Here is an 11,745-nt window from a genome sequence, read left to right as displayed (position 1 = left end):
TTCGAGACTAGAACGTTGATAGGCAGGGTGTGTAAGCGTTGTGAGGCGTTGAGCTAACCTGTACTAATTGCCCGTGAGGCTTAACCATACAACACCCAAAGGGTTTTGATGGACTCAAAGCAAGAACAAATTGAATGTGTATGAGAACGCATTAACAGCTTTCCAGATTTTTTGCCTTCAGTTTTTGATAAAAGCTGAAAGTAAAAGCAGAATTTGCTTGGCGACCATAGCGTTGTGGACCCACCTGATCCCATGCCGAACTCAGAAGTGAAACGCAATAGCGCCGATGGTAGTGTGGGGCTTCCCCATGTGAGAGTAGGACATCGCCAGGCTTTGAACATTATCTGTTTAAAGCACGATTTAGATAAGACTTTAAATAGACCACTGCGGAGTGGTAGTTCAGTTGGTTAGAATACCGGCCTGTCACGCCGGGGGTCGCGGGTTCGAGTCCCGTCCACTCCGCCACTTATTAGAAAACCCGATGCGAAAGCGTCGGGTTTTTTATTATCTAAAATTTGATCGACTTCCGGTTGATTTCAACCTTAGGCTAGGCGCCTCCGCCGAAAGACTGGGGCTTTTACATTTCTCAAAAGGTGGCTTCACACGCAGAACATTACCCTAGAATAAGTGCACTTTCCCTACCACCATATCGATATCCACAAGGCTTTTGATATTCCTTTCAATATGAGCCTGCTGTCATTCCCCTAGTGCACCGTTGTGCTGAAGACAATAAGCTGAAAGATAGTAAATAAGAGATGACTCTATGTCATTGCCTGCTATACCGCTTATTAGACTATAGTATTGTGGTCGCTTCGAGTAGTAAGCAATGCAGAAGATAAAGCACGAGTTACAGACGTTTTTACTAGTACCTACTCCACAGCGTTCAGTTAGAAAAACTATCCTTAGGGGGCAAGCTAACAGAGCAAGAAGATAAGACTATCGCCATAAGAATACGGTGTAATGACATCTACAAAGATAGCGAATACGTTTATATAGCTGATGAGGATATGACGTTTATTGTTGTTCCTCTTGATCCTGTGCTTCTGCATTATGGTACGAGTTTTCACAATTTCAAAGATGGTGTCGGACAAAGTGTTACAGACATTATCCTTTCTGAGCTTGGCAACACTACAAGTATGGCAGTCGCATATAACTGGACTCAGAAGCTTCCGAGTGTGGCCACAGAATATAAGCTATCGATAGCTGAGAGAACACCATTTCTTATGTTTGATCCTTGTTGTAGCTATCGTTTCTTTGTTACTGCTATCACTAAAGAGGATTTCAGCTATTCATGGAGGACACCCACAAGAGGTATTGCTTGCGGTGCAAAATCTAGCTGAAGAAAATATCACGACCAAATTTGGACAAATGGCTTATGAGGGAAGTATCTACACTCAGTACAACAAACGAATTTGTTTCTAATTTCACTGTTGTCTAGCATTGAGAAAGTGACAGTTTCCATTACGGTACAAGTAAGTGATGAAAGTAAACGCTCATTGACGATGTCGATGCTGACTTCTACGCAGCAGCAGAGCAAAGAAATAATTGCTACCGCTATGATTTAATTGACTCCTTCGAAGTATCCTGTCGCTCGATCTGCTGCTGACGCGGCAACTCCTACCGATTAAACCAAGATCGCTGTTTTTGAGTTTGATTCTGATGTTCACAATATCGCACGGGTTCTGGGTGTGATAGTGATATCGCTGAGCAGCTCGAACTACTTGCATTGAATGTTGCTATTGAGGTTGCTTGTGCTGGTGAGTAATGCACAAGCTTTGCCGTTGTTGCTGATGAAGTCAGAAATCTTGCTGGCCGAACTCAGTAAAGTACAAAAGAGATTAAAGAAATGATAGGCAGCCTGCAGTCAGGCTCACAACATGCCATTTAAAGTATCAATTGAGACTAGTGAAGCGACGGTTGTTGAGCCACAAACTGCCTCAGCTACTTTGCAAGAAGTCGTTGCTCTGTTTAGAGGCTATTTGCCTTCAAATCGCGATAGCGACAACAGAACAAACAGAGGTGAGTGACGATACCTATCAACATGATTGAACAAAGTGGCACTGAACTTCGCTCGGCTGTAGAAGAAACAGAGCAGGCCACTCGTTCATTAAATCAACTGTCGTTAGAGCTGTACCACAAAATAGCTCGCTTTGAGGTTCAGTAATCAAGGCTTTTCTCTTTGTACTAGGGGACAAAATCTTAACTTATTTGGTGCTGGGAAAGTTAATGAGCCTAGTTTATCTATATTCATTAATAGAGCCGAACGACTGCTAGGGCTTGTTTTTGAGCGCCAAATGAATAAAAACAGAACGCTAAGTATAGAAAAGCACCAAACGATATTTTTTTTGCAATTTAGTGTTGACGTAAAGGACGAAAAACCGTTTAATACACCTCGTCGCCCGGATAGCTCAGTCGGTAGAGCAGAGGATTGAAAATCCTCGTGTCGGTGGTTCGATTCCGCCTCCGGGCACCACAATTTAGATTGTTGGTGCTGTTAACAGTAGCACGAGCAATAACAAATAAAGTGTCGCCGACTTAGCTCAGTAGGTAGAGCAACTGACTTGTAATCAGTAGGTCACCAGTTCGATTCCGGTAGTCGGCACCATTTATTTACGTAAAGTAATTCCCCCTTAGTTCAGTTGGTAGAACGGCGGACTGTTAATCCGTATGTCGCAGGTTCGAGTCCCGCAGGGGGAGCCACTTTTAAAAGTAAGCAAAAGCTTGCTTTAAGTGCCGACTTAGCTCAGTAGGTAGAGCAACTGACTTGTAATCAGTAGGTCACCAGTTCGATTCCGGTAGTCGGCACCACTTTATTGCGAAAAGCAATTCCCCCTTAGTTCAGTTGGTAGAACGGCGGACTGTTAATCCGTATGTCGCAGGTTCGAGTCCCGCAGGGGGAGCCACATTATAAAGGCTGCATCTTACGATGCAGCCTTTTTTGTTATCTTGAGTTTGCCTTCCCTCTACTGAACTGTAAAAAAGACCGTATTGCAGTAGTACAGTCTTTTCGAAGTGTTTTCTCCAGTGATTAGCTCATATCTATCTTAATATCGCTAAGGTTTGATGAGCTGTTATTGTCGTTACTTTGAAGCTTTAACATTAATCTGAGATCATTTCGCGAATCAGCACTGTGCAAAGCGTCCTCTTGATTTATCTTGCCTGCTGAAACCAAATCAAATAACGCCTGATCAAAGGTTTGCATTCCGACTTCTTTACCTTTCGCAATTGCAGCTTTGATTTCATGTAAATCACCTTTACGGATGAGTTCGGAAATACGAGGACTATTTAGGAGAACCTCGAAAACACCGTGACGGCCCTGTCCATTCTTATCTCGAATGAGCTGTTGTCCTACGATGCCTTTTAAATTCGAAGATAAGTCAAAGAGGAACTGTTCCCGTCTATCTTCCGGTGTAAGGTGTAGTATTCGCTCTAAAGCTTGGCTAGCATTATTCGCGTGCAATGTTGCGATACAAAGGTGCCCAGTTTCAGCAAACGACATGGCGTATTCCATCGTTTCACTAGAACGTATCTCACCAATTAAAATCATATCAGGAGCTTGTCGGAGTGAATTTTTAAGAGCGACTTCATAACTTTCAGTATCCAGCCCAACCTCACGCTGTGTCACTATACATTTTGCGTGCTCATGAACGAATTCGATGGGATCTTCGACGGTAAGAATATGACCACTGCGGTGCTGATTTCGATAACCTGTCATCGCTGCCATAGTGGTAGATTTACCAGAACCAGTAGCTCCTACCACTAAGACTAAACCGCGTTTAGCGATTGCAAGATCTTGCAATACTTCTGGCAACGAAAGCTGCTCGAAGGTCGGTATCTGAGTTTCAATTCTTCGGATGACTGCACCAGGCAATTCTCGCTGGTAGAATGCACTTACTCTAAAACGGCCGTATGGCTTCACTATCGCAAAATTAGCTTCTTTTGTTGTCTGATACTCCGAGTACTTAGAACGCTCCATAACGCTGCTTAAAAGCGCTTGAATCGCCTCTGTAGTGAGCTTGTCATCTTTTGCTTGCAGTTCGCCATCTACGCGATATAACAGTGGCGCATCGACTGTTAAGTAAAGATCAGAGGCTTTTTCGTCAAGCATGTGATTTAGAATGGTATCAATGTTGTGCATTATCTCGTCCTATTGAAACATTGAACCATGTTGTTCAATTTTCTTATTCACTTCTTCTAGTTCAACCAGTCTTTGAGACAATAACTGTTTAGAGTGTTGTTCCATGGTCTGCATACCACTTGCCGCACCTGTTTGGATAATTGAGTACATCTGAGCTACTTTATCTTCTCGAATTAGGTTTCTGATAGCGGGTGTCGCTAGCATAATTTCATGACAAGCGATGCGCCCACCTCCCACGCGCTTTAACAGAGTTTGTGCGATAACAGCTCGTAAAGATTCTGAGAGCATAGAGCGAACCATTTCTTTGTCTTGGCCTGGAAATACATCAATAATCCGGTCAATGGTTTTGGCTGCAGAGCTCGTGTGCAGAGTGCCAAAGACTAAGTGGCCCGTTTCGGCTGCGGTAAGAGCTAAGCTAATAGTCTCTTGATCTCGAAGCTCACCGACTAAAATGATGTCCGGGTCTTCACGCAGTGCAGAGCGGAGTGCAGCTTTAAAACTGTGGGTGTCGCGATGAACTTCTCGCTGGTTAACCAAACATTTTTTATTCTGATGAACAAACTCAATAGGATCCTCAATGGTCAGAATATGTTTGTTTTGATGCTGGTTAATGTGGTCGACCATGGCAGCTAGTGTCGTTGATTTACCCGAACCAGTCGGCCCTGTCACTAATACCAACCCGCGTTCTAAACTGGCTATCTCAGAAAATTTGTCGGGTGCGTCTATTTGCGCCAGTGTTGGGACTTCACTGGGGATGGTACGAAAAACGGCGGAGCAGCCTCGAGATTGATTAAACGCATTGACACGAAAACGACCGATATCGGGCACATCAAACGAAAAATCGATTTCGAGATGCTCTTCGTATTCGCTGCGCTGTTTATCATTCATAATATCAAAAACTAATTTATGGACCTCAGAATGCTCAAGAGCAGGGATACCAAGCTTTCTTACTTCACCATCAATACGTACCATAGGTGGGACACCAGCAGAAAGGTGTAGATCTGAAGCGTTATGCTTTACACTAAAGTCTAGTAACTCGGTGATATCCATTCATTTTCCTTATAATTTGTAAGCTATGACTAGTATTCAACAAAATATCGAACTAATCACCTCCCAAATTGCACAGGCTGAGCAAAAGTGCGGGAGAGCGCAAGGTGATGTGCAATTGCTCGCGGTCAGTAAAACTAAGCCTATTGAGGCAATTTTAGACGCATGTCAGGCAGGTCAACGTCGTTTTGGCGAAAACTATGTTCAAGAAGGCGTTTCTAAAGTTGTTCATTTCAATGAACAACATGGTGATATAGATATTGAATGGCACTTTATTGGACCTATTCAGTCGAATAAAACACGACCAGTCGCAGAGCACTTTGACTGGGTTCATACTGTAGATCGTGCCAAAATCGCCCAACGACTTAATGATCAGCGCCCTCAAGGTATGAAGCCTATTCAAGTACTGATTCAGGTGAACACTAGCAGTGAAGCAAGTAAGTCTGGTGTCGATAGCGAGCAAGTTTTAGAGCTTGCCCAATTGATTTCCTCATTACCAAACCTCACGTTAAGAGGAGTAATGTCAATTCCAGAGAATGTTAGTGACTATCAATCTCAGCTCATTGCTTTTAAAGCACTGGCAGAGGTCAAAAACTTGCTGGCAGAAAAGCACCCTCAAGTCGATACGCTATCGATGGGTATGAGTGGTGATATGGAAGCGGCGATAGAAGCTGGAAGTACCATAGTTCGAATTGGAACAGCTATCTTTGGTGCGAGAGATTACAGCAACAAAGCGTAACACATAAGAGAGTGACGCAAAGTACCTCTAATTTAGGATAGGGTTAATGGAACAAAGAAAGATCGCATTCATTGGTGCGGGCAATATGACTCGCTCCATCGTCGCGGGATTGGTGGCCAGTGGCTACCGTCCAGATTGTATTACTGCGACAAATCCTAGCGAAGCAAAGTTAGTTGCTTTGCAGCAGGCTTATGATATTCAAGTGACGACGAATAATACTGAGGCAGCACAACAAGCCGATGTGATTGTGATGGCTGTGAAACCTCAATTAATGGAACAAGTGGCTAAACCACTTCAGTCGATTGATTTTCAGGGCAAACTGGTCATTTCAATTGCGGCCGGAATCTCAATAGAGCGTCTGCAACAAATGTTTGCCAACCCACTAAATCTGATTCGAGTAATGCCGAATACACCTTCTTTATTAGGTGAGGGTATGAGTGGTCTATTTGCTTCCCCAATAACACCAGTTAGTGATAAAACCTATGCAGGTGAGCTGATGCAGGCTGTTGGTAAAGTTTGTTGGGTTGAACAAGAATCCGGCATCAATGACATTATTGCTGCCGCTGGTAGTGCTCCGGCGTATTTCTTCCTGTTCATGGAAGCGATTCAGCAACAAGCGATAGCAAGTGGCTTTGATGAAGACACCGCTCGACTGTTGGTGCAACAAACCGCATTAGGCGCAGCCAAAATGGTTAATGAGAATCCAGAGACTGATTTAGCTACCCTGCGCCAACAGGTCACCTCTAAAGGAGGGACAACGGCAGAAGCGGTTCGTACGCTTGAGGAAAATGATATTCGAGGCATTGTTGCTAAAGCGATGCAATCGGCCGTGACCCGTGCTGAAGAAATGGAAAAACTGTTTTAATCCCAACAATGATAACTCGTAAGGGCTAGTTATGAATTCAATGAGTTTCTTGGTTTCGACCTTGTTTGATCTCTACATTATGGTCGTGATTTTGCGCATTTGGCTACAGGCAGCACGCGCAGACTTCTACAACCCGTTTTCACAGTTTATTGTGAAAGCAACCCAACCTGTAGTAGCGCCACTAAGACGAATGATTCCGTCTATTGGCGCTATTGATATGGCGACGTTACTGTTTGCTTACGTCCTTTGTGTTGGTAAATACGTGGCTTTGGTACTGATAGCTTCTGGTGGCAACTTTAGCTTCGGTGCTGACTTCTTGTTCTTAGGTTTGCTTTCTCTGATTAAAGCCGCGGGTGGCTTGTTGTTCTGGGTACTATTAATTCGTGCAATCTTAAGCTGGGTCAGTCAAGGGCGTAGTCCGATCGAGTATGTCTTCCATCAATTGACAGAGCCTATGCTGGCTCCAATTCGCCGAATCATTCCAGCGATGGGTGGGTTTGATTTGAGTGTGTTAGTGCTATTTATTGTGCTGCAGTTTGCTAATTTCCTAATGGGCGATCTTATTGGTCCAATTTGGTATCGACTTTAATGTCAGCCGTAAAACAGGATGGAGAAGACCTCATTCTTCGTATTTATGTTCAACCTAAAGCCAGTCGAGACAAGCTGGTGGGAGAGCATGGTGAAGAATTTAAGGTGGCGATTACTGCTCCTCCTGTTGATGGAAAGGCCAATGCGCATTTGAGCAAGTACCTTGCTAAACAATTTAAAGTCGCAAAGGGACAAGTGTTGATTGAGAAAGGTGAGCTTGGAAGGCACAAACAACTTCGAATAGTGTCACCTGCACTGATTCCCAAGGAATTTATGGCCCTCTTATGAGGGCTTTTTTAAAGGAGAAGAACAATGAAAAAGTGGTTATTGTTGATTTCGGCATTGATGGTGACTGGGTTAGCTCAAGCGGAACAGTTCAAAACAATCAAGGATGCAGAAGTGCATTATGTGGTGTTTAACTCGACGTTTATGACGCCACAAGTGGCGCGTAGCTATGGTTTGAAGCGTAATGAGTTTGTTGCAACGGTGAATATCAGTGTCCTTGACCGTTCAAGCGCGGGCAAGCCTGCCATGCCAGTATCGATAAAAGGCAATGCTAAAAACCTGATTGGCCAAACCAAAACGCTCGAGTTTAAAGAAATTAAGGAAGGAGATGCGATATACTACTTGGCTCAATTTCCTATCGTGAACGAAGAGCAATACCAATTCACGATTGATATTGATGCTGGAAACAAAGGTCGCGGTCCTATTACCTTTAGTCAGAAACTGTATGTAGAACCTTAAGGTTCCAGTAAATACCAACGCTTAAGCTTACTAACTCGAGAGAACCCCATGAGCAAAAAAATCGTACTTGCAACCGGCAATCAAGGCAAAGTGAAAGAGATGGCTGATTTGCTGTCTGATTTTGGTTTTGAAGTCCATGCCCAAAGTGAATTCAATGTCTCAGAAGTGGCTGAAACCGGTACGACATTCATCGAGAATGCCATCATTAAGGCCAGACATGCCGCTCAAGAAACAGGACTAGCTGCGATTGCAGATGACTCTGGGTTAGAAGTTGATTACTTAAAAGGCTCACCGGGGATCTACTCTGCTCGTTATTCTGGGGAGGGGGCGACGGACAAGCGTAACCTAGATAAAGTACTAGAAGAGTTGAAAGGGGTTCCTGAAGCCCAGAGAACAGCACGGTTTCATTGCGTGTTGGTGCTAATGCGTCATGCCGCTGATCCTACGCCGATCGTTTGCCATGGAAAATGGGAAGGTCGTATTCTAACGGAGCCAAGTGGTGACAATGGTTTTGGTTATGATCCTATTTTCTTTGTGCCTGAAGACAACTGTGCGTCTGCTGACCTAGAACCTGCACGTAAAAAACAGCTGTCACACCGCGGTAAAGCGTTAAAGGAGCTTTTCGCAACGATTAAGGCGCAAGGTCTTTAACATGGAGCAAACACCTGTGCTGGTACCGCCGCCGTTGAGTCTCTATATCCATATTCCTTGGTGTGTTCAAAAATGTCCATACTGCGACTTTAACTCGCATGCCCAAAAGGGAGATATTCCCCAACAAGCATACATAACGGCATTACTTGAGGATTTAGATACTGATATTCGCCAATACGGATTGGCTTCAGATTCTCGCCCGCTGCACTCAATTTTCATTGGTGGTGGTACTCCAAGTTTAATCGCTCCAGAATACATTAAGCAGTTGCTTGATGGAGTAAGGGAACGTATTCCATTTCGTGATGACATAGAAATCACTATGGAGGCCAATCCAGGAACGATCGAAGCTGCACGATTTGAGCAGTACCGAGTCGTAGGCGTCACACGCATCTCTATCGGTGTGCAGAGCTTTCAGCAAACCAAACTTGAGCGCTTAGGACGAATTCATGGTGAAAGTGAAGCGGTCAATGCAGCAAAGCTGGCTCATGAAATTGGCTTAAACAGCTTTAACTTGGATCTTATGCATGGATTACCAGATCAATCTATTGATGACGCATTAAGTGACCTTAAGCAGGCGATTGAATTGGCGCCACCGCATCTTTCGTGGTACCAACTCACAATTGAGCCGAATACCTTGTTCTACTCTAAACCACCTACGTTGCCAGATGATGATGATCTTTGGGATATCTTCGAGCAAGGACATCAAATGCTGGTGGAGGCAGGTTATCAGCAGTATGAGATTTCGGGCTATAGCAAGCCAGACTTTCAATGTCAGCATAACTTAAACTACTGGCGTTTTGGCGATTACCTAGGTATTGGCTGCGGTGCCCATGGTAAGTTGAGTTTTGCCGATGGTCGTATTGTTCGAACGACTAAAGTGAAGCACCCACGCGGCTATCTCAATATGTTAAAGCCATACCTAGATGCTCAAACCGAAGTGGCTCCGGAAGAGCGTCCATTTGAGTTCTTCATGAACCGTTTCAGGTTGTTGGAAGCATGTCCGCGAGTTGAATTTACAGAGCGGACAGGTTTGTCTGAAAGAGATATCGAAGACAAGGTAACTTGGGCTAAACAAAAAGGCTACATCAGTGAGACCTCGAAAGAGTGGCAGATCACCGATAAAGGTCGTTTGTTTTTAAATGATTTACTTGAAGGCTTTATGTAAAAAGGGAGGCGAAATGCCTCCCTTTTCAATTAAAATATAGAACGTCCAATTCGCTCCGAAAGCATCTCCAACGCTCTCGTCCCAGCGAGAGAGTTACCAGATTTATCCAGTTCTGGAGACCAAACCGCGATAGTCATTTCACCCGGAACAATCGCAATAATACCACCGCCCACACCTGACTTACCTGGCATGCCGACACGGTAAGCAAACTCCCCGGCACCATCATAGAGGCCGCATGTCGCCAATAACGCATTGAGCTGCTTGGTTTGTGTCGGTGTGATGATCTGCTTCTTAGTATTTACGGATTGCCCTTGATTGGCTAAATAACTAAAGGTTTTGGCAAGATCAACACAGCTCATCTTTAAAGCGCAGGCATGGAAATAGTTATTGAGAACAGGAATAACATCGTTATTAAAGTTGCCAAACGAGCGCATTAGATAAGCGATAGCCGCATTGCGGTCACTGTGCATCATTTCTGAAGCAGCCACGATCTTGTCGTAGACAATATGGTTGTCACCTGAAAGTGTTCTAACAAACTCCAATAAACGCTGCCTAGGCGCCGATAAGCGACTTTGCAGTAGGTCGGCTACCACAATCGCGCCTGCGTTAATAAACGGGTTTCTCGGTATTCCTTGTTCCATCTCAAGCTGGATTAGTGAGTTAAATGCTTGCCCTGAGGGTTCCTTGCCGACACGCTGCCAGATTTCCTCTGGTTTATACAGCATCATTGCCAAAGTTAGGCTCAGGGCTTTGGAAATTGACTGTATAGAAAAGGACTCTTCGGCGTCTCCAGCGGTAATTACTTCACCTTCGTTGGTGTACACTGCTATGCCTAGTTTGTTGTTAGGTACTTTTGCAAGAGCAGGGATGTAGTCCGCGACTTTTCCTTGTCCAATCAGTGGTTTTACTTCACTGAGGATAGTAGAAAGAATCTGTTTAGTTGGTTTCATATTTGTTGTTCTCCCAACGTAAGCGCCAAAAAAAGCCAACGGGAGGTTGGCTTTTCAGGATTAGAATTCGATTAGCAATCGAAACTTAAGCTGTGCGGCGATATTTGATATCCCAAACACCATGACCAAGTCTGTGACCGCGAGCTTCAAACTTTGTTAAAGGACGATCATCTGGACGTGGTACAAAGTCACCATCAGTAGCAATATTCTCATAGCCAGGTGCTTGGTTCATTACCTCGACCATATGCTCGGCATAGTTTTCCCAGTCTGTAGCCATGTGGAATACGCCTGTTTCTGGAATAAGCTTAGTTCTTACCATTTCAGCAAAATCTAACTGCACAATACGACGTTTGTGGTGACGCTTTTTATGCCATGGGTCAGGGAAGAACAACTGCATTGTACTTAGGCTGCTGTCCGGAATCATGTTGGCAAAGACTTCAACCGCATCGTGACACATAACACGCAGGTTAGTAATACCAGCATCGCGCGCTGATGATAGACATGCACCTACGCCTGGGCTGTGTACTTCAATGCCAATAAAGTTCTTTTCTGGTGCGTTCTTTGCCATTTCGACCAAAGAAGCGCCCATGCCGAAACCAACTTCAAGAACAACAGGGTTATTGTTACCAAATACCTGTTCCCAGTTGAGTAGTGACTCTTGGTAATCAATACCCATTGTAGGCCAGCACTCTTCCATCGCCGATTCTTGGCCTTTGGTTAGGCGTCCTTCACGACGAACAAAACTGCGAACTTTGCGAATCAGTTTGCCATCTTCTGTGTATTCGTTAGTAGTCACTTCACTCATTGGTTTAGCCTGTTCATTCAATAATCAGAGCGGGAATTATCCAAAGAATTTGC

General features: G+C 44.3%; 14 protein-coding genes, 6 tRNA genes and 2 rRNA genes. 18 read left to right on the top strand and 4 right to left on the bottom strand.

Annotation, left to right across the window (positions count from 1 at the left end):
* From VME0621_RS20990 to VME0621_RS20950, 11 genes are all read left to right on the top strand, one after another.
* Nucleotides 1-88 (top strand): 23S ribosomal RNA (locus tag VME0621_RS20990); the annotation flags it as partial.
* A gap of 128 nt (nucleotides 89-216) precedes the next feature.
* Nucleotides 217-332 (top strand): 5S ribosomal RNA (rrf, locus tag VME0621_RS20985).
* A 56-nt stretch (nucleotides 333-388) separates the two neighbouring features.
* Nucleotides 389-465 (top strand) — tRNA-Asp (locus tag VME0621_RS20980).
* A gap of 473 nt (nucleotides 466-938) precedes the next feature.
* Nucleotides 939-1,340, top strand: coding sequence for a cache domain-containing protein (locus VME0621_RS26940; protein WP_306305489.1), 402 nt, complete (start codon nucleotides 939-941; stop codon nucleotides 1,338-1,340).
* 537 nt (nucleotides 1,341-1,877) lie between these two features.
* Nucleotides 1,878-2,027 carry a hypothetical protein gene (locus tag VME0621_RS26935; RefSeq protein WP_231892983.1) on the top strand — a complete coding sequence of 50 codons (150 nt, stop codon included), beginning with the start codon at nucleotides 1,878-1,880 and terminating at the stop codon, nucleotides 2,025-2,027.
* Nucleotides 2,024-2,164 carry a hypothetical protein gene (locus VME0621_RS26930; RefSeq protein ID WP_231892982.1) on the top strand — a complete coding sequence of 47 codons (141 nt, stop codon included), beginning with the start codon at nucleotides 2,024-2,026 and terminating at the stop codon, nucleotides 2,162-2,164. Before VME0621_RS26935 ends, VME0621_RS26930 begins: the two co-directional genes overlap by 4 nt.
* A gap of 233 nt (nucleotides 2,165-2,397) precedes the next feature.
* A tRNA-Phe gene (locus VME0621_RS20970) sits at nucleotides 2,398-2,473 on the top strand.
* Nucleotides 2,474-2,529: 56 nt separating this feature from the next.
* Nucleotides 2,530-2,605 (top strand) — tRNA-Thr (locus VME0621_RS20965).
* A 19-nt stretch (nucleotides 2,606-2,624) separates the two neighbouring features.
* A tRNA-Asn gene (locus VME0621_RS20960) sits at nucleotides 2,625-2,700 on the top strand.
* Nucleotides 2,701-2,732: 32 nt separating this feature from the next.
* Nucleotides 2,733-2,808, top strand: a tRNA-Thr gene (locus VME0621_RS20955).
* A gap of 19 nt (nucleotides 2,809-2,827) precedes the next feature.
* A tRNA-Asn gene (locus tag VME0621_RS20950) sits at nucleotides 2,828-2,903 on the top strand.
* A 125-nt stretch (nucleotides 2,904-3,028) separates the two neighbouring features.
* Here the strand turns inward: VME0621_RS20950 and VME0621_RS20945 are convergent.
* Nucleotides 3,029-4,138: a PilT/PilU family type 4a pilus ATPase gene (locus VME0621_RS20945; protein WP_062459985.1), complete on the bottom strand. Its 1,110-nt coding sequence runs from the start codon at nucleotides 4,136-4,138 to the stop codon at nucleotides 3,029-3,031.
* Nucleotides 4,139-4,147: 9 nt separating this feature from the next.
* Nucleotides 4,148-5,188, bottom strand: coding sequence for a type IV pilus twitching motility protein PilT (locus tag VME0621_RS20940; protein WP_062459983.1), 1,041 nt, complete (start codon nucleotides 5,186-5,188; stop codon nucleotides 4,148-4,150).
* Between the two features lie 25 nt (nucleotides 5,189-5,213).
* On the opposite strand from VME0621_RS20940, the gene VME0621_RS20935 reads away from it, so the two are divergent.
* From VME0621_RS20935 to hemW, 7 genes are read left to right on the top strand one after another with little or no spacing between them, the layout of a single operon-like run.
* Entirely contained in the window at nucleotides 5,214-5,924 is a 711-nt protein-coding gene (locus VME0621_RS20935; protein WP_062459982.1) for a YggS family pyridoxal phosphate-dependent enzyme, read from the top strand.
* 46 nt (nucleotides 5,925-5,970) lie between these two features.
* Nucleotides 5,971-6,789 (top strand): pyrroline-5-carboxylate reductase, encoded by an 819-nt coding sequence (proC, locus tag VME0621_RS20930; RefSeq protein WP_062459980.1) that lies wholly within the window; start codon nucleotides 5,971-5,973, stop codon nucleotides 6,787-6,789.
* A gap of 31 nt (nucleotides 6,790-6,820) precedes the next feature.
* On the top strand, nucleotides 6,821-7,378 hold the full coding sequence (locus VME0621_RS20925) for a YggT family protein (RefSeq protein WP_006075533.1): 558 nt from the start codon (nucleotides 6,821-6,823) through the stop codon (nucleotides 7,376-7,378).
* Nucleotides 7,378-7,665 (top strand): DUF167 family protein YggU, encoded by a 288-nt coding sequence (gene yggU / locus VME0621_RS20920; protein WP_006075534.1) that lies wholly within the window; start codon nucleotides 7,378-7,380, stop codon nucleotides 7,663-7,665. The genes VME0621_RS20925 and yggU overlap by 1 nt, the downstream gene beginning before the upstream one ends.
* Before the next feature lie 24 nt (nucleotides 7,666-7,689).
* Nucleotides 7,690-8,121 (top strand): DUF4426 domain-containing protein, encoded by a 432-nt coding sequence (locus VME0621_RS20915; protein WP_062459978.1) that lies wholly within the window; start codon nucleotides 7,690-7,692, stop codon nucleotides 8,119-8,121.
* 48 nt (nucleotides 8,122-8,169) lie between these two features.
* Nucleotides 8,170-8,772 carry an XTP/dITP diphosphatase gene (locus VME0621_RS20910; protein ID WP_062459976.1) on the top strand — a complete coding sequence of 201 codons (603 nt, stop codon included), beginning with the start codon at nucleotides 8,170-8,172 and terminating at the stop codon, nucleotides 8,770-8,772.
* Between the two features lie 16 nt (nucleotides 8,773-8,788).
* Nucleotides 8,789-9,937: a radical SAM family heme chaperone HemW gene (gene hemW, locus VME0621_RS20905; RefSeq protein WP_062459998.1), complete on the top strand. Its 1,149-nt coding sequence runs from the start codon at nucleotides 8,789-8,791 to the stop codon at nucleotides 9,935-9,937.
* A 29-nt stretch (nucleotides 9,938-9,966) separates the two neighbouring features.
* On the opposite strand, the gene glsB is transcribed toward hemW, so the two are convergent.
* Nucleotides 9,967-10,887, bottom strand: coding sequence for a glutaminase B (gene glsB, locus VME0621_RS20900; RefSeq protein WP_062459974.1), 921 nt, complete (start codon nucleotides 10,885-10,887; stop codon nucleotides 9,967-9,969).
* 85 nt (nucleotides 10,888-10,972) lie between these two features.
* Nucleotides 10,973-11,692 carry a tRNA (guanosine(46)-N7)-methyltransferase TrmB gene (gene trmB, locus VME0621_RS20895; protein ID WP_006075540.1) on the bottom strand — a complete coding sequence of 240 codons (720 nt, stop codon included), beginning with the start codon at nucleotides 11,690-11,692 and terminating at the stop codon, nucleotides 10,973-10,975.
* Nucleotides 11,693-11,745 lie beyond the last annotated feature (53 nt).

The sequence above is a fragment of the Vibrio mediterranei genome (genome assembly GCF_900088415.1).
Classification (GTDB): domain Bacteria; phylum Pseudomonadota; class Gammaproteobacteria; order Enterobacterales; family Vibrionaceae; genus Vibrio; species Vibrio mediterranei.
Note: the sequence above shows the minus strand (reverse complement) of the source record. Positions and strands in the feature narration are given on the sequence as shown.